Genomic DNA, 21,407 nt, shown 5'->3' on the forward strand with positions numbered 1-21,407 from the left:
CTTTCTTTCTCTATCTAAATTTTTCTTACTTCAATTTTTTTAGGGCTTCCCATCTGGGATCAGTGCTATCTTCTTGTGATTCTTTGTCGGTTTCTGAAATGTATATCATCTCATCACCTTCAAACTCGTCTTCAAATTTTGGATGAAGTTTTTTCATCGGTATTTCAAGACTAATTGATTCGTACAGAAACGTAGAAATATTGATTTCTTGCTCACCTTTTAAGATTACAAAGACATCTTCACTTAATTCTTTCTCCTCATCTCCGTATTTGTAAATGATTTCCTTCGATACTGAAATCGGGTAATCAAATAACTCTAAGCTTCTATCACATTCCAATTCAAGGGTACCATCAACCTTAAGATTGAGTGTAATCATTGAATCCGTTTTTGTCAAAATCACATCACAAGTGCCTTTGCCCTTGCTTACAAGGCTGTTTTCGAAATGTGAGAAGAAATCATCATCAAAGGTGAAATTGAAGTCATGAGTGTTGTTACTCAGTCCAAAAATCTCAATCTTATACGCTTTCAATTCCTTCATTTCCGTCCACTTCCCGGTAAAGACCCGCAAATTTAGATAGAATCCGAGTACTACAAAAGCTTTATTAATTACTTTTCGTCCTCAGTATCAAACTGATTTTCATTTCGTTGGCGAATTATGTCATTTGCCAGATAGAGCGCATTGCGAAAAGAGGTCTCATCTGCCTCATTTTTCCCTGCTATAGAAAAGGCGGTGCCATGGTCTGGAGAGGTGCGTACAAAAGGTAAACCTGCAGTATAATTGATGCCTTCTTCGAAGGCTAAAGTCTTAAATGGAATTAAACCCTGATCGTGATACATTGCTAACACACCGTCAAACTGTTTGTAGGTGCCCATCCCAAAGAAGCCATCAGCTGGAAATGGACCTGCTACGATGTGATGTCCACTTTTCACCTCGTTGATTGCTGGGATAATCACCTTTTCTTCTTCATCACCCAATAACCCATTTTCTCCAGCATGCGGATTCATTCCCAATACAGCTACTCTTGGCTTTTTGATTCCAAAGTCTTTTTGCAATGACTTCAGCATTTTCTGAAGCTTAATAACGATCTTCTCTTTGGTGACTTTTGCGCTTACATCTTTAATTGGAATGTGACCAGTCACAACTCCTACACGCAATCCTTCATGGACCAAAAACATCAGGCTTTCTTTTTCTCCCGCTTCTTGCGTTAGATATTCTGTATGTCCAGGAAATTTGAATTCATCAGACTGAACAAGCTCCTTACTCAATGGTGCAGTGACCAGCGCATGGATCTTTCCTTCTTTTAGGTGTGAAACGGCACTTTGTAGAGAAAGCACTGCGTGTTTTCCTCCAACCTCATTTGCCACACCTGGTGAAATTTCAACGGCGTCATCCCAAACGTTCAAGACATTCACCTTCTTGTGAACCACCTTTTCAATTTTTGAAATCTGCTGGAAATTGAAATTCTCCTTATTAAGGTTTTTGCGATAGAAGGAGATCACCTTTCCAGATCCGAAAATGACTGGAGTGAATTGCTTAAGGATTCGGTTGTCTTCGAGCGATTTGATAACTACCTCAGGGCCAATTCCATTCACATCTCCAATGGAAATACCGATGATAGGTTTATTTTTTTTATCCGAAGATTCACCCATTGCAGCGTACTTTTATAAAATTGAAGTTAATCTGAAAATTCAGTAGTTGTTTGTTCCACCAGAAAATTAAATCTGACTCACTCAACCACTCGTGTTTTCGCAATGATATAAACGGAGCATAAGTTGGCAAGCGTTAAACCAAAAAAACATTTAGGTCAGCATTTTTTGAAGGATGAAAACATCGCTCAAAAAATTGTTGAGTCAATGACGAATGAAGAGAAGCTTCCGGTCTTGGAAATAGGGCCTGGTACGGGTGTTTTAACTAAATACCTGCTCCAAGAGGATGATATTGATTTCTATGCACTGGATGTTGATTCAGAATCGATAGACTATCTGAAAGCCAACTACCTTACCAAAAGTGACCGGTTTCTATTTCAAGACTACCTTAAATATGACGTGCCGTTTGAGCGATTTAATGTGATCGGCAATTTTCCTTATAACATCTCCTCGCAGCTATTCTTTAAAATATGGGATGACCGGGAGAAGGTGGATGAAGTGGTATGCATGATTCAGAAAGAGGTAGCTGATCGCATTTGTGCCAATCATGGGAATAAAACCTACGGCATTTTGAGTGTGCTCTTGCAAGCGTTTTATGATATTGACTATTTGTTTAAGGTACCCCCAGGGGTTTTCAATCCACCACCTAAAGTACAGTCAGCAGTAATTCGTCTGAAGCGGAATTCAGTCTCACAATTGGCTTGTGATGAAAAGCTATTTAAACGTGTGGTTAAAGCTGGCTTTGGCAAACGAAGAAAGACCTTGCGCAACGCGCTAAAAGATCTAAATTTGTCGGACACTGCTTCGTCACTTGAAGTGCTGAATCAACGAGCGGAGCAGTTGTCAGTTCAAGAATTTATCTCGCTTACGGCAAAAATCTCCTGAAATGGAATCACCAATGACTTTTGAGTTATCCGTCGAGTTTAAAGATCGCTTTCAGCAAGCGCTGGATGAGCAGGATAATTCCTTTATCCAGACGTCATTGGAAGGAGTCAACCCTGCTGATATTTCCGCACTATTAGATGAGTTTGATTCGGTAGAGTGCAAGTTTGTTTTCGACTTGCTTTCCTCTGAAATAGGTGCCAGCATTCTGGAAGACTTAGAGGAAGACGTTCGACAAGAATTCATTCAACAGTTTTCAGCATCAGATTTGGCTTCATATGTGGAATTGATGGATTCCGATGACGGTACTGATATTCTCTACGAGATGGGTGTGGCAGATCGTAATGAGGTGATCCGACAGATTTCAGATGAAGAGAAAGCTTCCAACCTAATGGAGCTTCTAGAATATGACGAAGATGTTGCTGGCGGGTTGATGGCAAAGGAGCTTATTAAAGCGAACCTTAATTGGAGCATTTCGCAGTGCATTGAAGAAATTCGCCTACAGGCCGAGAGTGTAGAGAAGATTTATTCTGTTTATGTGGTGGACGATAAGGAGAACTTACTTGGAAAAGTGGGAGTGAAGAACCTGATTCTCGGTAAGTCAGGAGCGAAGGTTGCAGATATTTATGATGATCAAATCATCTCTGTTGAAACATCAACTGACGAAGAAGAGGTTGCCAGCGCCATGCAGAAATATGATCTGGAAGCCATCCCAGTGGTGAATGCCAGAGGGCGATTGGTGGGGAGAATCACCATCGATGACGTCATTGATGTGATCAGAGAAAATGCAGAAGAAGAACGACAGTTGATGACAGGGGTAAGCTCAGATGTTGAAGAAGATGATACTGTATGGAAAATCTCACGTGCACGTCTTCCTTGGTTAATCATCGGCATGGCTGGTGGTTTAGTAGGCGCACAATTCATGGGTTTCTTTAAAGAAGAAATCATCATTGTCCCCGCACTCGCATTTTTTATCCCTCTGATTACGGCATCTGGAGGAAATGTTGGTATTCAATCATCGTCTATCGTAGTGCAAAGTTTGGCCAACCCCAATGTTTTTGCCGATAGCATGTGGAAACGATTACTTAAGGTGTTTTTTGTTGCCATCGTTAATGGGGCAATACTTTCGTTGATGGTTTTTGGTGCTGTCATTCTATTTATGCGAGAGCAACCACTGGCAGCAACGGTATCCATTGCCCTTTTTGCGGTTGTTTTGCTCGCATCTTTTATGGGCACTGTTACACCACTGCTTTTAAATCGCTTTGGTGTAAATCCTGCATTGGCCTCAGGACCTTTTATTACTACAACGAACGATTTGCTCGGTTTGGCTGTCTATTTCTCGACAGCACACCTATTGTATAATTTATGATGAAAGAAAAGCGCATCCTCATCGCTGATGACATGCACGAATGTATCCTGCCACTCCTCAAAGAATTGGGGTATGAGGTGGTCTATTCTCCGAATATCAGGCGTGATGAAATTTTGAGCATCATTCATGAATTTGAGGGTCTCATAATAAGGAGTAAGACTTCAGTAGACAAAGAAATGATCGATCGTGCTGTTAACCTCAAATTTGTTGCACGAGCAGGAGCAGGAATGGATAAGGTGGATGAGCAGTATTTAATAGCTAAGAAGATAGATGCGTTGAATGCTCCTGAAGGAAACAGAGATGCTTTAGGAGAGCATGCCATTGGAATGTTACTCTCTCTGTTGCATCGAATACCATCTGGCAACTACGAAATAGCTGAAGGTGCCTGGAAAAGAGAAGAAAATCGAGGAATCGAGCTAAAAGGGAAAGTTGTTGGTATTTATGGAGTCGGGAATATGGGACATTCGTTTGGTGCCAAACTACAAGGTTTTGGATGTGAAGTAATAGGTTACGATAAATACAAAGATGTGTGGGATAGTTCGGTGATTAAAAGTGTAGAGCTTCAGGAACTGATGGATCGCACGGAGATATTGAGTATCCACATTCCGCTCAACGACGATACAAAAGGGCTTTTTAATGAAGACTATCTGCGGAGATTTAAAAATCTTAAAGTCATTCTAAATACTGCCAGAGGTGAAATTCTTGAAACAAAGGGTTTGATAAAACTCCTGGAAGACGGGACAATTTACGCGGCGGCATTGGATGTGTTGGAGAATGAGAAGCTGAATACTTATTCTGAGGAAGAACGAATACAGCTGGAGAAGCTGTCAAAATCGGCAAACGTGGTGATGACTCCACATGTAGGAGGCTGGACCTATGAGTCCTACCAACGAATAAGTGAAGTAATCGCAGAGAAAATATCTCTACTGCCTAGCAAGTAATCAACGAGATGTGTCTGTTATAGATTTTTTCGTTTTGAATGAATCCGGGGATAGAATTGAATAGAATTTATTTCTTCATATATTTGCATTGTATTAGCAAACACAGGAAAACGGCTTCAATGTGAGGCCGTTATTTTTTGTTTAAAGGGGTATTGTCAATTATGGGAGTTAATTATTACACGAAAGACGGTCTTGATAAACTCAAAGCTGAGTTGAATGAGCTGAAGACCAAAGGAAGGGCCGATATGGCTAAACAGATCGCAGAAGCGAGAGATAAAGGAGATCTCAGTGAGAATGCAGAATATGATGCTGCGAAAGAGGCTCAAGGGCTGCTTGAACTTAAGATTTCTAAGTTAGAGACAGTTGTGGGTGATGCGAGAGTAATTGACGAGTCAAGCATTGATACCTCTAAAGTTTCTATTCTTTCTACGGTGAAGATCAAGAATAAGAAGAATAACATGGAAGTCACATACCAACTGGTGGCTGAAGAAGAAGCAGATCTTAAAAGTGGAAAGATTTCGGTTCAATCTCCAATTGGAAAAGGATTGCTAGGGAAGAAGAAAGGGGAGAATGCAATGATTAAAGTACCTGCCGGGGATATTGAATTTGAAATACTCGATATTACAGTCTAATGGCAACCATCTTTACAAAAATTGCTGAGCGAGAAATTCCTGCACACATCGTTGCAGAAGATGATAACTATCTTGCTTTTTTGGATATCAATCCACTAGTAGAAGGGCATACGTTAGTTATCCCTAAAAAAGAAGTTGACTATGTCTTTGATCTAGATCATCAGACGTTAGCAGGATTGTTTTCCTTCTCAAAAGGAGTTGCAAAAGCAATTGAAAAAGTCATTCCGTGCGAGCGAATAGGAGTATCGGTTATCGGACTAGAAGTACCACACGCGCATGTGCATTTGATTCCAATTAATGCTGTCGATGACATGAACTTTAGTCAAATGAAGTTGTCTCCTAGCAAGGAAGAACTTGCTGAAACAGCAAAAAAAATCAAAGAAGTTTACGGAAAGTAAACAGCTTCGAAGCATAAACAATAAACCCACCTTTTGGTGGGTTTTTTTATGTCTTTATTAAAATAATGTCACTTACATTTATGAGCTATTTTTAATTATTCATTTTTTACTTTAGAATAGCCCAAAAGTTCACCAAACCAACCAACCAAACTATGAAAAACTTAACTGCTATTTTTATATTCTGTATTGCCCAGATTTCGTTTTCTCAAGAAGTCAACCCTAAATGGAATAAGGTTTCTAAATCAGAATTAGAACTTAAGTCCTGTCCTTTTGATTCAACTGCTGATGCAATGGTTCTTTCTAAAACAGGGAATCTGACCTTTTTATACGTTGATGATATCGGATGGAAATATAAAATTGAGGTAACTAAGCGTGTTAAGATCTTTAACACGGAAGGAAAAAATATGGTAACGTTTCCTTAGTCGTTTATGATCCGGTTTCAGGATCTAGCAAGGAGGAAATAAAGAGTATTAAAGCATTTACCTATAATCTCGAAAATGGAAATATTCAGAAAGTCAAACTCGAAAATGATGAAGAATATACTACTCAACTAAATGATTACAGAAAGGAAGTATCTTTTGCGATGCCGGATGTGAGAGAAGGTTCTGTAATTGAGTATAAATTCATTTTGGAATCTGACTACATATCCAATTTATATGAATGGCATTTTCAAGAAGATATACCAGTAAGATATTCGAGTTACAAGTTCTTGGTCCCTGAATTCTTTATCTATAATCATAGGCAGCTGGGCAATGTAGTTCAACTCGAGTCAGAGTCAGAATATAGGGATGAAAGTTTCATATACTCATATACAACTAGCCAAGCGTTTCAACCTTCAGTTAAGAAGAAAGCAACGCTTCCTTCAAGGAGTCAATATCAACAAATGACGACAACCAATATCAAGGCTTTACAGAACGAGCCTTTGATGAATAATAGGTCGATCTTACCGTCAAGAATTGAATCGCAGCTGATAACTGTGAAAATGCCAAATAGCGCCCCTGAACAGGTAGCTCGAACCTATGAGCAATTTTCTAATACGCTATTGGATTGGGGAACTTTTGGTGCTGTTTTGTCTGGAGGAGGTTTTGCCAAAGAAAAGATCTCAACTATGTCTCCGCAAATGAATTCGATTGATAAGGTTAATGAACTTTACAATTGGATAAGATCAAGCGTTACTTTCAATAATGTTTATGGATTTTCTAGTAGTAATTCAAACAGAAAACTATTTAGGGAAGGAAAAGGGTCAGTTGCGGATATTAACCTGACCTTAATTGCCGTATTAAGACAAGCTGGAATTGAGGCAAATCCAGTCATACTTAGTACCAGAGGTAGTGGGGTTCCACATCCAGTTTACCCGAGCTATGAAGATTTTAATTATGTGATTGCCGGAATCGAGGTAGATGACAAATTCATAATGGCTGATGCCACGTCGCAACTTCCTCTTGGTGCGATACCTTCAAAATGTATGAATTGGAAAGGTTGGCTGGTTTCTGACGAAGGAGAAGGGCGCTGGATTGATCTAAAGGCAGGTGCGAAAGAGTCATATACTGTCCAAACCGATATAAGTTTTGATAATGGAGAGATCTTAAAAACGTGCAATGTGAAATTTGGGGAATATGCGCTTTATAAAGAGATGGGTAAGTTATTAAAAAGCGAAGAAGATTACAGGTCAAGCATTGCTAGCAATTTTAGTTCAGATAATGTTGAAATTAATAGTGAGTCTAACGGGTTGAAATGGAAGGTTGAATCCTCAATTGACATGGATGATGAGATTGTTTATTTAAATCCAATTGAGTACGGCGCCATTACCGATAATCCATTTAAAAGGGAAACTAGGTTTTCGAATGTAGACTTTAATTATGGAATATCAAGAACCATTATAGCTAAAGTGGTCGTTCCAGATGGTTACTCTGCTGAACTCCCAGAGCCAACTGCCATAGGCTTACCAAATAGAGCTGGTAGATTCGTATATTCAATTCAAAAGAATGGCAATATAGTTACAGTTTTAAGTCAATATTCATTGAAAGAAACTGAGTTTACTGCTGGTGAATACCCTGCTTTGAAACAGTTCTATCAGCTGATGGTAGATAAGAATAATGAGCCAATTGTAATTAAGAAGCTATAAAGGAATGTTAAGATTAAGTTCTTACTTAATTGCTAGTGCACTTGCATTCGGCGCGTTAGGACAAATGTTGTTTAACAACGTTCCTGATTCGCTTACCGATGGAGCCAGACAATTGATTCTTCATGACACCACGATCTTTCGGGTCGTTAGTATCAATGAGTCATACTTGGAAAGAAAATATAAAGTGGTCATGTTAAGCGATCCGCTCAACGATGGCTATGATATTTATTTGGCTCAAAATGATTACCGGAATGTAGAGCATGCAAAAGTTGAAGTCAAATCTGCTTTGGGTGAAAAAATTGACTCTTATAAGCTTAAAGATTTCAACGATGTAAGTACCAAGGGATTTAGCATTGCAGATGACAGTAGAATCTTGTATCAACATGTGACCCACAATAGTTTTCCATATTCGATTGAGGTTAGTTACAAAGTTTCCTATACCGGATCGATGTTTTATCCAGTTTGGGATCCCCAGTCAGAATTTGTAGGCGTTAAAAGTTCTGTGTTCATAGTTGAAGCACAAAACCCTGGCGATTTCAGACATAAGTCTTTCAATACTACTCCTCAAAAATCGCAAGATGGGAAGAGGATAACCTGGAATGTTTCCAATCTACCTCCAATAAGATATGAGTATTACTCTAGAAATAGTGAAGATTATGGGCCAGTAGTGTATACAGCTCCAAATAAGTTTCAAATGGATAATATCGAAGGTGATATGAGCAGTTGGGGAAGCTTTGGTGACTGGATTGTATCGCTAAATGAAGGGAAAGATGATATAGGACCAGATGTGCTGCAAGAGGTATTAAATCAGATACCAGATGGTGCAAGTGATTTAGAAAAAACAAAAATCGTCTACAATTATTTGCAGAAAAATACACGTTATGTGAGCATTCAACTTGGAATCGGAGGTTGGCAGCCGTTTAATGCAAGCTTTGTTCACGAAAAGAAATTTGGAGATTGTAAGGCACTCTCTTATTACACAAAGACGTTACTTGCAGAGGTTGGAGTGCCATCGTTTTACACATTAATTAATGCAGGTAAGTATGCTTCAAAAACGGATCCTGATTTTCCAATGTCAAAATTCAATCATGCAATTTTAACTGTCCCAATTGAAAGTGATACCGTATGGCTTGAATGTACCTCGCAAACTAACCCTTTTGGTTACCTCGGAACATTTATCAGTGATAGAGATGCACTGTTAATTTCCGACGGAAACAGTAAGATCATTCATACGAAAACATACTCTTTGGATGAAAGCTCTGAGGTTACGAAATATGATATAAACTTTGGTGAGGAGGGATCGACCTCAGTTTCAATGGAAAAAGCGTATTCGGGACTAATGATCGAAAAAAATAGGTTTGATGATGTAGCATTAAAATCAAAGAAGGAACAAGTAGACTGGTTCGTAGATACCAATGATTGGAGCTCCATTGAATTGGATTCAATTAAAATCATTTCGCCTTCAAATGAGGGTGTGCCTAAAGGGAGGTTAGAGGCAAGATTTCAATTGAGAAATGCATTTAGAAAAGGAGGTAAGAGGCTTTTCTTTTCACTCAAAAACTTTTTGGATTCAGACGAATTGATAGTTGATAAAGAGGTGGTAAAAAATTATCCCTTTGAGATGAGATATAATTTGTCCAGGACTGATTCATTGGTAATTCAATTGCCGAATGGATATCATGTAGAAAACTCAACCAAGCCAATAGAATACAATTCAGACTTTGGTAGTGTAAAGATGAACTTTCAATATGTTGACAATCAAATGGTTGTAGTAAGAGAACTGAATGTGTTGAAAGGAAAGTTCAATCCAAGTAAATATGAGGCTTTTCAGAAATTCGTTATGACTGTTAAAAAAACAGAATCCAAGCAATTGGTTCTAGTCAACAAGACCTAGGAAATCCTTATTTCACCCTATCTGGGTTGTCAGCTATGAAAGATTTCCAACTTTTTTTTCCACTGCCTCCTAAAACAGATTTGGACGAGTAGTGATGACAAATTGCAACAGCAAGAGCGTCTGTCGCATCTAATAGCTTAGGTGCTTTTTCAAATTTTAATAGCATTTGAATCATGTGAGCAACTTGTTCTTTACTCGCATTTCCGTTTCCAGTTACTGATTGTTTCACCTTTTTAGGGGCATATTCATGAATAGGCGTATCTCTGTTTAAGGCAGCAGCCATCGCAACACCTTGAGCACGACCAAGTTTTAACATGGATTGAACATTCTTTCCGAAGAATGGTGCTTCCAAAGCCACTTCATCTGGAAGATATTCCTTGATCAACTCGGTGACACGATCAAAAATTTTCTTCAGCTTAATTTCATGGTTTTTATACTTACTCAAATGGATTACACCAAATTGAATAACACTCATTTTCTCCCCCTTACAGTGGATTAGACCATATCCCATTACATTCGTACCTGGGTCAATACCTAAAATGATTCGCTCTTTGATCGCCACACATGCAAATTAAGAACAACCATTCAAACTTTATCCATAAGCCTTGGATCATAATCTCTGCTAAGATTATTGTTCTTCTTGGATGCGTGTACCTGATCACATCCAAAATTCAAGGTCAAGCCATTACCGAAGGTTTCGTTCAGCCAGATGGATTTGTTATCACTATTGCATGCATTCTTATTTTGATGATATTTAATTGGTACCTAGAGGCGTTACGATGGAGAATCTCTATTGCCACTTTTGAATCAATTAGTACTCTTAAAGCAATCAGGGTGATTCTAGGTGGCTTAGCGCTAAATTGGATATTGCCGTTTGCAACGGGGGATTTATTAGCCCGAATTTCTCAACAAAAAGATAAGTATCAGACCACCTCTGCTGCGGTACTGAATCGCGGTATCATGATGGTGGTGACAATTATTGGAGGCGTCTATGGAAGTAGCTTTATCGCTCAAGAGTATCAATTGAAAGGGTGGTTTGCCCTTATTTTTTTGATCTTAATTTTAGTAGCGTTCCTTCTACGGAAAAGGCTAATAAAGTTCTTACTTTTTTTTCAGAAGCTAAGTAGAAGAATTATACTTCAGATTATAGGTATATCTATTCTTAGATATGCTGTATTCAGTTTGCAGTTCTTTCTGATGCTAAGCATTTTTTTAGGAGATACTGTTTCAGAAGAATTGATATTCGGAGGCGTAGGGTGGATTTTTCTGGCTAGATCTTCACTTCCATTATTTTTTGGAGGGATTGGAGTGCGTGAGGCGTCGGGAATAATATTTTTTGATCCTCACGTAGAGGATTTACAACTTGTCTTGATTCCTGTTTTTTTGATTTGGATTATTAATAGTGTACTTCCTTCGATCCTTGGTTTGATTTTTATTTTAAAGTCTAAGCATACCATTCAAGCCTAGATGCTAAATTGAATTTTTAATCACTCTTTTAAAATGAAGCTCGGTTAATTCGAGTTAACATTGTGCGATGATTCTGATTGTACCATTCACAATCCTTTATGTTCTTTTTTATTTATCTCTAGCTGTTGGATGGAGAAAGATTTCGACAATTAGTTCTCGCAATACGATATGCTCTTTTACAGTAATAATCCCCGTTCGGAATGAGCAAGAAAATATCCAGCGCATTTTGATGCAGCTTCAGAACCAAGACTATCCGAAAGAAAGTTTTGAAGTAATTGTAGTGGATGATTTTTCAGATGATGATACTCGTTCCATTGTTGAAGAGCTCATTCAATCATTGAACATTACCATTAGATTGATAGCGCTTTCAGACAATACCAAGCAAGGAAAAAAACATGCACTTACAGCAGGAGTAAAATCAGCATCTTTTGATACCATTTTAACCACAGATGCTGATTGCAATTTTACGCAGAATTGGATCAGATCCTATAGCGATGCTTTTGATGAAAATGCGATGATGGTTGCGGGTCCTGTTGCTATTGAGGGTAGTGGTCTCTTTGCCAGGTTACAGCAGGTTGAATTTGCCGGACTAATGGGTTTTGGAGCTGTCACAATTGCTAATGAAAATCCAAGTATGTGTAGTGGTGCAAACCTTGGCTTTAAGAAAAAGGCTTTTGAAGAAGTTGGTGGATATACAGACAACTTGTTTACTCCTTCAGGGGACGATGAATTTTTGTTGTATAGCATTATGAGCAAGTTTCCCAACTCCACAATTTTTCTAAAGAGTAGTGATGCAGTGGTTACAACGGTAGCTCATTCTAAGTTAAGTTCTTTTATCAATCAAAGAGTTAGATGGACAAGTAAATGGAAGCACAATAAAAACTGGAAGGTAAGAGTAAGTGCAATTCTATTCTTCTTAGATTATTTAACTTTTTATTCTGTACTAATAAGTGGGCTATTAGAAGCGGTCGGACTCGAAATGATAGGACTTTTGCTAGTGATAAGGTTCTTAGCTCAATATCTATTTATTTATCCAATTAATAAGTTTATGAAAGGTCGAAGCGCCTTTTTTCCTCTAATTGTGTTTCAAATTATTTATCCAATGCATGTCTTATTCATGGGTTTGAATTCTATCTTTGGTTCTTACACATGGAAAGGAAGGAGATATAGATGACGGACGAAGAATTTGACATCATTGATGAACTTTATTTTGTTACCGCCTACAACGATCTAAAAGAAGCCACTGCTTTTTCAGATGAGATTTTGAAATCCAGTCTATTGAAAATGATCGAGCAAGGTTGGGTCAGAATTTATAAGACAGTAGATGAAGAATCAGAAATAGAAGGACTTGATATGGAAAATAATTTCAAAGCCTATTTTTATCTTGCTTCAAAAAAGGGACTATTTGAACACAATTCACAATGAAGGAGACCTCTCTTGATATAAAAGACCTTCAACTCAATGCATTGCTAGAAGTGACTCAAGCAGTGAATAATAACTTGCCTGAGGATGACTTGCTCAAGATTTACAAGTTCACACTGTTAGCTGATCTCAAAATAAATAAGCTTGCGTTGTATACCCAGCAAGGGGGTGAGTGGGTTTGTCGAGTCAACTTTGGGACCAAGGAGGACTTGTTTGGAACCGGATTGCCTGATGAGTACAAAGAGCTCAAAAATTCTCTGGGTATTATAGAAACCTCCTTCAATGAGTTCGATTCTGTTTTTCCTGTATATCATAAGAGTAAGTTATTATCCGTCGTTTTCATTCAATCTGAAACAAAACTCGGAGTCCAAAATAGGTTTTTGAATGCATTGACCAACATTATATTGGTGGCGATTGAAAACAAGCGACTGGCTCGACAACAGATGGAGCAGGAGGCTTATAGAAGGGAATTGGAAATAGCCAAGAAGGTTCAAAACTTCTTATTTCCTAAGGAGTTGCCAAAAATTGAGAGACTTCAAATTGAAGCATTCTATCTACCTCATCATGATGTCGGTGGTGATTACTACGATTACATCCAAATAGACGAGAATAGATTTTTAGCCTGCATAGCTGATGTTTCTGGGAAAGGGGTTCCAGCAGCATTGCTTATGTCGAATTTCCAAGCTTCGTTGAGAGCCTTAGTACGTCAAACTAAGGATCTTAAAGAAATAGTTACTGAACTTAATCATACAACTTTTGTCAGCGGCAATGCAGAGAATTTTATTACATTTTTTGCAGGGATATATGATTTCAAAACGAAGAATCTAGAATATATCAACTGTGGTCATAATGAAATTATTCTTAAAAATGGAAATGATGTAGTTCTACTAAATGATGGTACAACTGTATTGGGAATGTTTGATCCACTTCCTTTTATTGAAACCAAGCAAATTTCAGGTTTGGAGGAGTTTTTCATTTTTGCTTACACAGATGGTTTGACTGAGACCTTTAATGAAAATGACGAAGATTTTGGATTTGATAGGTTGCTCCATATTATAAAGCAAGATTGTCCAAAAGACCTCTCAGACTTACATGATCAGATCCTCGATGCGCTCAATGAATTTAAAGGAGATAGGACTTATCATGATGACATTACGATGCTATCCTGCCTTATACAAAACAAATGATCAGGTTTTATAAGACGCCATGGATTACTCGTAAATGGTATTCCAATCTTAAATGGAGCGGAGATGTTGAGGATACCATTTACCTGACTTTTGATGATGGTCCTCATCCAGATACCACCCCTTGGATATTAGAACTTCTTGAAAAATCAAATGCAAAGGCTACATTCTTTTGTATTGGCAAGAACATCAAAAAATACCCTGAAATGTTTTCAAAAATCATCGATGCAGGACATCATGTAGGTAATCATACTTATAACCATGAGAATGGATGGAATACTGATGATCACGATTATTTGAAGAGTATAGAGCTTTGTGATATTGAAATGAAACGTATTGGAATATGCACTTCTCTTTTCAGACCTCCATATGGACGAATAAGGAAATCTCAGGTTAGAAGTCTCAACCCAAAAGATATCGTCATGTGGAGTCATCTTTCTTGGGATTTTGCAAAGAAATTTAACGGATCAAAGTCATTCAATGCTTTAAAAAAGGCAAAATCGGGGAGTATTCTAGTTTTTCATGACTCATTAAAAGCAATAGATAATTTGAAATCTTTTTTACCGGATTTAATTGAGCACTTCAATAAAAGAGGATTCAAATTTGAAGCAATAAAATATGATTGATTCGCACGCACATATCTATTTAGAACATTTTACTGATGATGTTGATTCTGTAGTGGAAAGAGCATTGGAAAATGGGATTGAAAAAATCTTATTACCCAATATAGATAGTACCACAATTGAAGATATGCTTCAATTGGAGGCAAAGTATCCTGGAGTATGTTTTCCAATGATGGGACTTCACCCATGCTCGGTTAAAGAAGATTTCGAAAAGGAATTAGAAATAGTGGAAGGCTGGTTTGAAAAGCGTGCATTCATAGCTGTTGGTGAAATGGGCACTGATATTTATTGGGATAAGACCTTCTGGTTACAACAAAAAGAAGCTTTCCAGTTTCAGTGCGAACTTGCGCTAAAATATGATGTACCTATAGTGATCCATTGTAGGGAGACTATTGACGAAACGATTGGATTGGTAAGTGATTTTAAGGGAAGAGGACTGAAGGGGGTTTTTCACTGCTTCACAGGGAGTGCAGATCAAGGAAAGAAAATAACAGAGCTTGGTTTTTACCTTGGCCTAGGTGGAGTGAGCACATTTAAAAATGGAGGAATGGATAAGGTCATTCCATATTTAGATAAAAGCAAGATTATTCTTGAAACCGATAGTCCTTATTTGACACCTGCGCCTCATAGAGGAAAAAGAAACGAACCGGCATTTGTATCAATAATCTGTGATAAAGTGGCAGAATACTTAGGATCTGCGAAAGAAGACATCATTCAATTGACTACAGCAAATACAAATGAGCTATTTTTCCCAATCCAAAATTAAAAGTGATTGAAATATAAAATTGTCAATATCAATGAGTCTGGAGAAAGGTCCGTTCTAATTATATATACCGGAGGAACTTTTGGTATGGTTCAGGATGCAAGCGGGGCTTTAGCACCTTTCAATTTTGGAAAGGTTGTAGATCGTGTACCTGAATTGAAACAACTCGGTATTAGACTTACAGTTATTTCGTTTCCTAAACCAATAGATTCCTCAAATATTCTCCTTCAAGACTGGAAGGACATGGCATATATAATAGAGGAGAATTACGCTCAGTATGATGCTTTTGTGATTTTACATGGTACTGATACCATGGCCTACTCGTCGTCAATGCTAAGCTATATGCTCGAAGGTCTTAACAAACCTGTGATCTTTACTGGTGCTCAAATGCCTATTGGATCTATTCGTTCAGATGCAAGGGAAAATTTAATTACAGCTTTAGAAATAGCCTCTGCTCATAATGATGGTCAGCCCATAGTTAGTGAGGTATGCGTTTATTTCAACTATTTGCTCTTGCGTGGATCGCGCTCTCAAAAATTGAGGAGTAGTACGTTTGCAGCATTTGAATCTGAAAATTATCCAGTACTTGCAGAAGCTGGAATAGAAATAGAATTTAATTACTCAGCATTGATGCCACACAATCCTAAATCAAAACTGAAGGTTAAGTATGATTTGGATTCCAATGTTTCAATTTTGAAGATTTTCCCAGGAATAACAGAACACGTTGTACGCACAATTCTAAACGATTCAAGTGCAAAAGGCTTTGTGATGGAAACATTTGGTTCTGGTAATACTATGAATTTTAATTGGTTCCTGGATTGTTTGAAGGACGCAGTAAATGATGGGAAAACTATATTGAACGTAAGTCAGTGTATTGGAGGAGAAGTACATCAAGGTAGATATGAGACAAGTAAAAGATTGAATGAGATAGGGGTTTTAAGTGGTGGAGACATTACTACAGAGGCCGCAATAACAAAAATGATGTTTTTGTTTGGTTCTAAGAAAGAAGGAGAGGAGTTGGATTACTTACTTACGCATTCAATAGTTGGGGAAATGGACCATGTTGCAGGCTGATTATCTGAGAAAGTCCTTGATGTTAGGATAAAACTTGCATAAAGGTATTTTTCATGATTTATTTGTAGCCCGTCAAAAGTGGCGGCCTACAGAGAGGTGGCCGAGTGGTCGAAGGCGCACGCCTGGAAAGTGTGTATACCTCAAAAGGGTATCGAGGGTTCGAATCCCTTCCTCTCTGCGATTTTTGCAGAAGGAAGAAAAAAAGGTTCGACATTTTATATGAATGGTGCGAATTTTGTGGGAAGAAAATGCAAATTTGGATTTTACTAAAACTTAAATATTTAACTAAACCGAAGACTTAACTTACAAGACTGAATTATGAAAAAGTTATTGACTCTATTAATGTTGGCAGGTGTATTTACCTTCAGCGCTACAGCTCAAGAGTTTTCAGACTCTGATGCTGCTACCGATTCTGCAGCCGTAGATTCGACTCAAACTGAAGAAGTGGCTGAAGAGCCTGAGCCTGTTCAAGAAATCGCTGAGATTGCTGCTCCTGTTGAAGAAGCTGCACCATCTAAAGGATTTCACCAAGTAGTAAAAGAACAATTCATTGATGGTGGACCTACTTTCATGGGTATCGTTCTTGCATGTTTGATTCTTGGTTTAGCTATCGCTATTGAAAGAATTATCCACTTAAACATGGCTTCTACAAATACTAAAAAACTTCTTGCTGACGTAGAAGATGCATTGAGCGCTGGTGGTGCTGATGCAGCTAAAGAAGTTTGTAGAAACACAAGAGGTCCTGTTGCTTCTATTTTCACTCAAGGACTATTAAGAATGTCTGAAGGTGTTGAAATGGTTGAGAAATCAATTATCGCTTACGGATCTGTTGAGATGGGTAAATTAGAAAGAGGTATGATTTGGATCTCTCTTTTCATCTCTCTTGCACCGATGCTTGGTTTCATGGGTACTGTAATTGGTATGATTGAAGCATTCGATGCTATCGCAGAAGCGGGTGATGTATCTCCTGCTCTAGTGGCAAGCGGTATTAAAGTAGCACTATTGACTACAGTAGGTGGTCTAATCGTAGCAGTAATTCTTCAACTTTTCTACAACTACCTGGTTTCTAAAGTTGATTCAATCGTGAACAGCATGGAAGATGCTTCTATCTCTTTGGTAGATCTTCTTGTTAAGCACAATCTTTCTAAATAATCTAAATACATTAAGATATGGTTGATGTAGGATTATTTATATCATATATACTCATTGGTGTATGCATACTTACTGCTGTAGGAATGCCACTAATGAAGGCGATGGGAGATCCAGACTCTTTGAAAAAAATGGGTATGGGTGTCGGAGCACTAGTGCTAGTATTCATAATAGGGTACTTTACGGCTAGTGGTGATGCATCAGGAGATGCTTCAGAAACAACAACTAAGCTTGTAGGCGCAGGATTAACAACTTTCTATATCCTAGCAATTGCAGCAATTGGTGGAATTGTATACACAGAAATCAAAAAAGCAACTGAATAATGGCGAGGAATAAAGATAGAGGCACTCCGGAAGTGAGTTCAGGCTCTATGGCTGACATTGCCTTCCTTTTGCTCATTTTCTTCTTGGTCACAACCACGATAGCAAATGACAAGGGAATTCTAATGCAGTTACCTCCTCCACCAGAACCAGATCAGCCTATTGTTGAGTTTCAAGAGCGAAATATTTTCAAAATCTTGGCCAACTCAAATGACGATCTTTTGGTAGAGAATGAGGTTTACTTAAAGCCAATGTCTGAGCTTAAAGAAGAAATCAAGGCGTTTATTTTGAACTTTGGTAATCCTGATGCTGAAGGAGTTGACACATACAACAGTCTCCCTTCACAAATGAAAGCCAGAGCAAAACAAAGCCCAGAATCTTCTGACCACCCAGGTAAAGCTGTAGTTTCATTCAAAGCAAATAGAGGTACAAGTTATGAACTGTATATCGATGTTTTGGATGCAGCACAAGCTGCATACAATGAAATTTATGCTGAAAGAGTAGGTATTACTGCTCAAGAATACCTGGAGCTTGATAAATCAAGAGATGTAGAGAAAAGAATGTATGAGCAAGGTAAGCTTGGCATTCCTAAGGCAATCTCAATTGCAGAACCAGATAAATAAATTGTACTATGTCGAAGTTTAAGAAAAATTCGAGCGCATCACAAGATATACCTACGGCTGCTTTGCCAGATATTATCTTCATGCTGCTTTTCTTCTTCATGGTAACTACTGTGATGAGAGAACAAGAAATTTTAGTAAAGCAGGTTTTGCCTAAAGCAGATCAGCTTTCTAAAATTCAAAAGAAGTCTTTGGTTAGTCACATTTACATAGGTGAGCCAAAAAATATTGGTACTTATGGTGAAGAACCAAGAATTCAGACCAACGATGTATTTATGGAGGCTGATGAGTTGACTCTTTTTGTAAACCAAGAAAAAGATAAACTATCAGAAGCTGAGAGAGATAGAATAACCATGGCTTTGAATATTGATTCAGAAGTTAAAATGGGGATAGTTTCTGATGTTGAACAAACATTGAGAAAATCTAATGCTCGTAAGATTCTTTATAAATCATTGAAGGGAGTAAAAGAGTAAAATAACTTTTAATTCATATATAAAACCCAATCATAACGATTGGGTTTTTTTATTCCTTAAGCTGTTTCTTTTTCTTCTTTTTCCACTCTTCATAAACATCCTCTGCCTCTTTTAGTGCATTTTCTAATTCTTTCTTCGTTGCCTTTCTAAGTTTATCAGCTTCGTCTACTACTTTTTTTCGCTCTCTTTGTAATTGCTTCAATGCAGATTCGATTTCTTTTTGAGCGTCTTCAGCTGCTTCCTCTGCATCTTCTTGTAGCTTTTCGATCTCTTCCTCTAACTCTCGCTTCTTTTCCTCAAATCTCTCAATTGTTTCATCACGTTCATTTTCCTTACCATCCTCCTCATACCCACATGAGAGAGTCATTAAGGCAATTGATAAAAATAGTAGTCGTTTCATAATAAATTATTTACGCTGAAGCTTTTTTCGGGTTTAAATATGTAGACCAATCCTCACGTTGGTTTGCTTTATGCATTCGAAGAAATGTTATGTAAGAAGGTTTAATAGGTAATTTTTTAAGTGTCATTCCTACTTTCTCTAGCGTGTAATCACTTTTTCTAGAGTTGCATTTTTTACAAGCAGTAACAAGATTAGTCCATGTAGATTTTCCTCCTTTGGATCTTGGGATTAAATGATCTAAGGTTAGGTCTTTACTAGTGCCACAGTATTGACACTTTCCTCCATCGCGCTTGAATATATTGTGCCGACTCATTACAACACCTTTATACGGGATGTTGACGTAATATTTAACCTTAATAATAGATGGAAAAGGGAACGTTTTATTTATTGATCTCAGACACTTTTCATTTATCTCTGAAACTAAGTCTGCTTTGTTTAGAAAGACAAGCGTAAAAGCACGCTGTACTGAGCATACAGTCAATGGAGTGAAATCTTGATTGAGCACCAGTACTAAACTCATAAGTTAAATTTTCATTCGTTCTAATTCTCGTTTTTGGTCTTTCTTCTTAATACTGTCCCTTTTGTCGTAAATCTTTTTCCCTTTGGCTAACGCTATTTCAAGTTTTGCAAGTCCTCGGCTATTAATGTAGATCCTTAAAGGAATTATCGTCAATCCCTTTTCTTCCATTTTGGCTTTGAATTTCTCAAGTTCTCGTTTCTTCAATAACAACTTGCGATCTCTTGTCATTTCATGACTTTCAAAACTTGCCTGAGCATAGGGCGAAATGGTCATTCCCTTTATAAAAAGCTCTTCTTTTTTGAAGTAACAGTAAGCTTCCTGTATGCTTGCTTTACCTTCTCGAAGTGACTTTATTTCAGTACCCTTTAGCATAATTCCTGCCTCTATTTTTTCAACAAATTCATATTCATAACCGGCCTTACGATTCTTAATTTGAATATTGTTGGAAAACCTGCTCTTGTCTTTACCGCTCATGTGCTAAATATAAAGTACCCTAGTTAAAATGGCATTCTCGGTAATGGACTATCTGACAATTCACCAAATGCGTTATTTTCATATAAGAGATGCCCACTTATAGATATCATACCTGCGTTATCAGTGCAATATTGAAAGTCAGGGATAAAAGTGGCCCAGCCGTATTTTTTGGATTGATAAGCAAGTTCGTTTCTTAGCCCACTATTAGCTGAAACACCACCTGCAATTGCAATCTGTTTGATATTCTCTTGCTTGGCTGCCAGTATCAACTTATTCATTAGCATTGAAATAAGCGTTTTTTGAATGCTTGCAGCCAAGTCATGTAAGTTCTGATCAATAAAGTCCTTATTCTTTCGAACCTCCTTTTGTAAAAAGTATAGTATGGACGTTTTTATACCACTGAATGAGTAATCAAGTCCAGGCATTTCTGATTCTGCAAAGCTAAACCTTGTTGGATCACCTTCAGCAGCTAACTTATCAATCATTGGACCACCTGGGTACGAAAGACCTAAAAGTTTGGCTGCTTTGTCAAAAGCTTCTCCAACGGCATCATCTTGAGTTTGACCAAGTATGATCATCTCATCAGGACCAATTACTTTAAGGATCTGGGTATGGCCTCCACTAACTGTCAAGCAAATAAATGGATAGCTTGGCTTGGGTTCTTCTATGAAATGTGCTAGCACATGGGCCTTCATGTGATGTATTGGTATCAATGGTATGTTTAAAGCAGCAGCCATTGATTTTGCAAAACTCCCACCTACAAGCAGAGCACCAAGTAAGCCAGGGCCTCTTGTATAAGAGATTGCATCGAGATCTGATAAGCTTAATCCTGCTTCTTTAATAACATGATTTACGACTGGCACGATATTTCTTTGATGTTCCCTAGAGGCAAGTTCGGGAACAACTCCGCCGTACTTCTCATGAATGTCTTGGCTAGCAATCTCATTATTGATTACTTTGCCGTTTATACAGATAGATGCTGAAGTTTCGTCGCAAGAGGACTCAATACCTAGAATAACCGCCACCGCTT

Annotated in this window: 26 protein-coding genes and 1 tRNA gene; 20 read left to right on the forward strand and 7 right to left on the reverse strand. The window is 37.9% G+C overall.

All coding sequences use genetic code 11. The features are described from left to right. Window positions 1-25: 25 nt before the first annotated feature. Both ACY650_RS16255 and pdxA read right to left on the reverse strand, forming a co-directional pair. Window positions 26-538 carry a YceD family protein gene (locus tag ACY650_RS16255; RefSeq protein WP_462248985.1) on the reverse strand — a complete coding sequence of 171 codons (513 nt, stop codon included), beginning with the start codon at window positions 536-538 and terminating at the stop codon, window positions 26-28. Between the two features lie 68 nt (window positions 539-606). Next, entirely contained in the window at window positions 607-1,650 is a 1,044-nt protein-coding gene (gene pdxA / locus ACY650_RS16260; protein WP_462248987.1) for a 4-hydroxythreonine-4-phosphate dehydrogenase PdxA, read from the reverse strand. Between the two features lie 123 nt (window positions 1,651-1,773). Here pdxA and rsmA point away from each other — a divergent pair, with 123 nt between their 5' ends. From rsmA to ACY650_RS16300, 8 genes are all read left to right on the forward strand, one after another. After that, window positions 1,774-2,532 carry a 16S rRNA (adenine(1518)-N(6)/adenine(1519)-N(6))-dimethyltransferase RsmA gene (gene rsmA / locus ACY650_RS16265; protein WP_462248989.1) on the forward strand — a complete coding sequence of 253 codons (759 nt, stop codon included), beginning with the start codon at window positions 1,774-1,776 and terminating at the stop codon, window positions 2,530-2,532. A 1-nt stretch (window position 2,533) separates the two neighbouring features. Then, window positions 2,534-3,898, forward strand: a complete 1,365-nt coding sequence (mgtE, locus tag ACY650_RS16270; protein WP_462248991.1) for a magnesium transporter — start codon at window positions 2,534-2,536, stop codon at window positions 3,896-3,898. Next, the gene (locus ACY650_RS16275; protein WP_462248993.1) at window positions 3,895-4,839 is read left to right on the forward strand and encodes an NAD(P)-dependent oxidoreductase; all 945 of its coding nucleotides are present in this window, start codon (window positions 3,895-3,897) and stop codon (window positions 4,837-4,839) included. The genes mgtE and ACY650_RS16275 overlap by 4 nt, the downstream gene beginning before the upstream one ends. Window positions 4,840-5,000: 161 nt before the next feature. After that, window positions 5,001-5,471: a transcription elongation factor GreA gene (gene greA, locus ACY650_RS16280; RefSeq protein ID WP_462248995.1), complete on the forward strand. Its 471-nt coding sequence runs from the start codon at window positions 5,001-5,003 to the stop codon at window positions 5,469-5,471. Then, window positions 5,471-5,869, forward strand: coding sequence for an HIT family protein (locus tag ACY650_RS16285; RefSeq protein WP_462248997.1), 399 nt, complete (start codon window positions 5,471-5,473; stop codon window positions 5,867-5,869). Before greA ends, ACY650_RS16285 begins: the two co-directional genes overlap by 1 nt. Window positions 5,870-6,021: 152 nt before the next feature. After that, window positions 6,022-6,291 (forward strand): hypothetical protein, encoded by a 270-nt coding sequence (locus ACY650_RS16290; RefSeq protein WP_462248999.1) that lies wholly within the window; start codon window positions 6,022-6,024, stop codon window positions 6,289-6,291. Between the two features lie 38 nt (window positions 6,292-6,329). Beyond that, window positions 6,330-7,994 carry a DUF3857 domain-containing protein gene (locus ACY650_RS16295; protein ID WP_462254417.1) on the forward strand — a complete coding sequence of 555 codons (1,665 nt, stop codon included), beginning with the start codon at window positions 6,330-6,332 and terminating at the stop codon, window positions 7,992-7,994. A gap of 4 nt (window positions 7,995-7,998) precedes the next feature. Continuing rightward, the gene (locus ACY650_RS16300) at window positions 7,999-9,888 is read left to right on the forward strand and encodes a DUF3858 domain-containing protein (protein WP_462249001.1); all 1,890 of its coding nucleotides are present in this window, start codon (window positions 7,999-8,001) and stop codon (window positions 9,886-9,888) included. A 7-nt stretch (window positions 9,889-9,895) separates the two neighbouring features. On the opposite strand, the gene ruvC is transcribed toward ACY650_RS16300, so the two are convergent. Continuing rightward, complete coding sequence (gene ruvC / locus ACY650_RS16305; protein WP_462249003.1) at window positions 9,896-10,450, reverse strand: crossover junction endodeoxyribonuclease RuvC; 555 nt, start codon at window positions 10,448-10,450, stop codon at window positions 9,896-9,898. Window positions 10,451-10,452: 2 nt separating this feature from the next. Here ruvC and ACY650_RS16310 point away from each other — a divergent pair, with 2 nt between their 5' ends. The 12 genes from ACY650_RS16310 to ACY650_RS16365 all read left to right on the forward strand — a co-directional run bounded on the left by ACY650_RS16310 (window position 10,453) and on the right by ACY650_RS16365 (window position 18,983). After that, entirely contained in the window at window positions 10,453-11,355 is a 903-nt protein-coding gene (locus ACY650_RS16310; RefSeq protein ID WP_462249005.1) for a hypothetical protein, read from the forward strand. A 67-nt stretch (window positions 11,356-11,422) separates the two neighbouring features. Beyond that, the gene (locus tag ACY650_RS16315) at window positions 11,423-12,529 is read left to right on the forward strand and encodes a glycosyltransferase (RefSeq protein WP_462249007.1); all 1,107 of its coding nucleotides are present in this window, start codon (window positions 11,423-11,425) and stop codon (window positions 12,527-12,529) included. Beyond that, window positions 12,526-12,780, forward strand: coding sequence for a transporter (locus tag ACY650_RS16320; RefSeq protein WP_462249009.1), 255 nt, complete (start codon window positions 12,526-12,528; stop codon window positions 12,778-12,780). The genes ACY650_RS16315 and ACY650_RS16320 overlap by 4 nt, the downstream gene beginning before the upstream one ends. Next, a complete protein-coding gene (locus ACY650_RS16325) occupies window positions 12,777-13,964 on the forward strand; it encodes a PP2C family protein-serine/threonine phosphatase (RefSeq protein ID WP_462249011.1) in 1,188 nt (395 codons plus the stop codon). Before ACY650_RS16320 ends, ACY650_RS16325 begins: the two co-directional genes overlap by 4 nt. Further along, a complete protein-coding gene (locus tag ACY650_RS16330) occupies window positions 13,961-14,587 on the forward strand; it encodes a polysaccharide deacetylase family protein (RefSeq protein ID WP_462249013.1) in 627 nt (208 codons plus the stop codon). The genes ACY650_RS16325 and ACY650_RS16330 overlap by 4 nt, the downstream gene beginning before the upstream one ends. Then, a complete protein-coding gene (locus ACY650_RS16335) occupies window positions 14,580-15,350 on the forward strand; it encodes a TatD family hydrolase (RefSeq protein WP_462249015.1) in 771 nt (256 codons plus the stop codon). Before ACY650_RS16330 ends, ACY650_RS16335 begins: the two co-directional genes overlap by 8 nt. A gap of 6 nt (window positions 15,351-15,356) precedes the next feature. Further along, on the forward strand, window positions 15,357-16,421 hold the full coding sequence (locus ACY650_RS16340) for an asparaginase (RefSeq protein ID WP_462249017.1): 1,065 nt from the start codon (window positions 15,357-15,359) through the stop codon (window positions 16,419-16,421). 90 nt (window positions 16,422-16,511) lie between these two features. Beyond that, window positions 16,512-16,599 (forward strand) — tRNA-Ser (locus ACY650_RS16345). Window positions 16,600-16,739: 140 nt separating this feature from the next. Next, the gene (locus tag ACY650_RS16350) at window positions 16,740-17,573 is read left to right on the forward strand and encodes a MotA/TolQ/ExbB proton channel family protein (protein WP_462249019.1); all 834 of its coding nucleotides are present in this window, start codon (window positions 16,740-16,742) and stop codon (window positions 17,571-17,573) included. Between the two features lie 17 nt (window positions 17,574-17,590). After that, window positions 17,591-17,893: a hypothetical protein gene (locus tag ACY650_RS16355; protein ID WP_462249021.1), complete on the forward strand. Its 303-nt coding sequence runs from the start codon at window positions 17,591-17,593 to the stop codon at window positions 17,891-17,893. Next, window positions 17,893-18,513, forward strand: coding sequence for an ExbD/TolR family protein (locus ACY650_RS16360; RefSeq protein WP_462249023.1), 621 nt, complete (start codon window positions 17,893-17,895; stop codon window positions 18,511-18,513). The genes ACY650_RS16355 and ACY650_RS16360 overlap by 1 nt, the downstream gene beginning before the upstream one ends. 8 nt (window positions 18,514-18,521) lie before the next feature. After that, entirely contained in the window at window positions 18,522-18,983 is a 462-nt protein-coding gene (locus tag ACY650_RS16365) for an ExbD/TolR family protein (RefSeq protein WP_462249025.1), read from the forward strand. Between the two features lie 49 nt (window positions 18,984-19,032). On the opposite strand, the gene ACY650_RS16370 is transcribed toward ACY650_RS16365, so the two are convergent. Genes ACY650_RS16370 through tsaD form a run of 4 tightly spaced genes read right to left on the reverse strand, consistent with a single transcriptional unit; the run spans window position 19,033 to window position 21,402 of the window. Further along, a complete protein-coding gene (locus ACY650_RS16370) occupies window positions 19,033-19,383 on the reverse strand; it encodes a hypothetical protein (protein ID WP_462249027.1) in 351 nt (116 codons plus the stop codon). 10 nt (window positions 19,384-19,393) lie between these two features. Then, a complete protein-coding gene (locus ACY650_RS16375; RefSeq protein ID WP_462249029.1) occupies window positions 19,394-19,903 on the reverse strand; it encodes an HNH endonuclease in 510 nt (169 codons plus the stop codon). 3 nt (window positions 19,904-19,906) lie between these two features. Beyond that, entirely contained in the window at window positions 19,907-20,377 is a 471-nt protein-coding gene (gene smpB / locus ACY650_RS16380; RefSeq protein WP_462249031.1) for an SsrA-binding protein SmpB, read from the reverse strand. A gap of 23 nt (window positions 20,378-20,400) precedes the next feature. Next, on the reverse strand, window positions 20,401-21,402 hold the full coding sequence (tsaD, locus tag ACY650_RS16385) for a tRNA (adenosine(37)-N6)-threonylcarbamoyltransferase complex transferase subunit TsaD (protein ID WP_462249033.1): 1,002 nt from the start codon (window positions 21,400-21,402) through the stop codon (window positions 20,401-20,403). Window positions 21,403-21,407 lie beyond the last annotated feature (5 nt).

The sequence above is a fragment of the Ekhidna sp. genome, from assembly GCF_963691765.1.
Taxonomy (GTDB): Bacteria; Bacteroidota; Bacteroidia; order Cytophagales; family Cyclobacteriaceae; genus Ekhidna.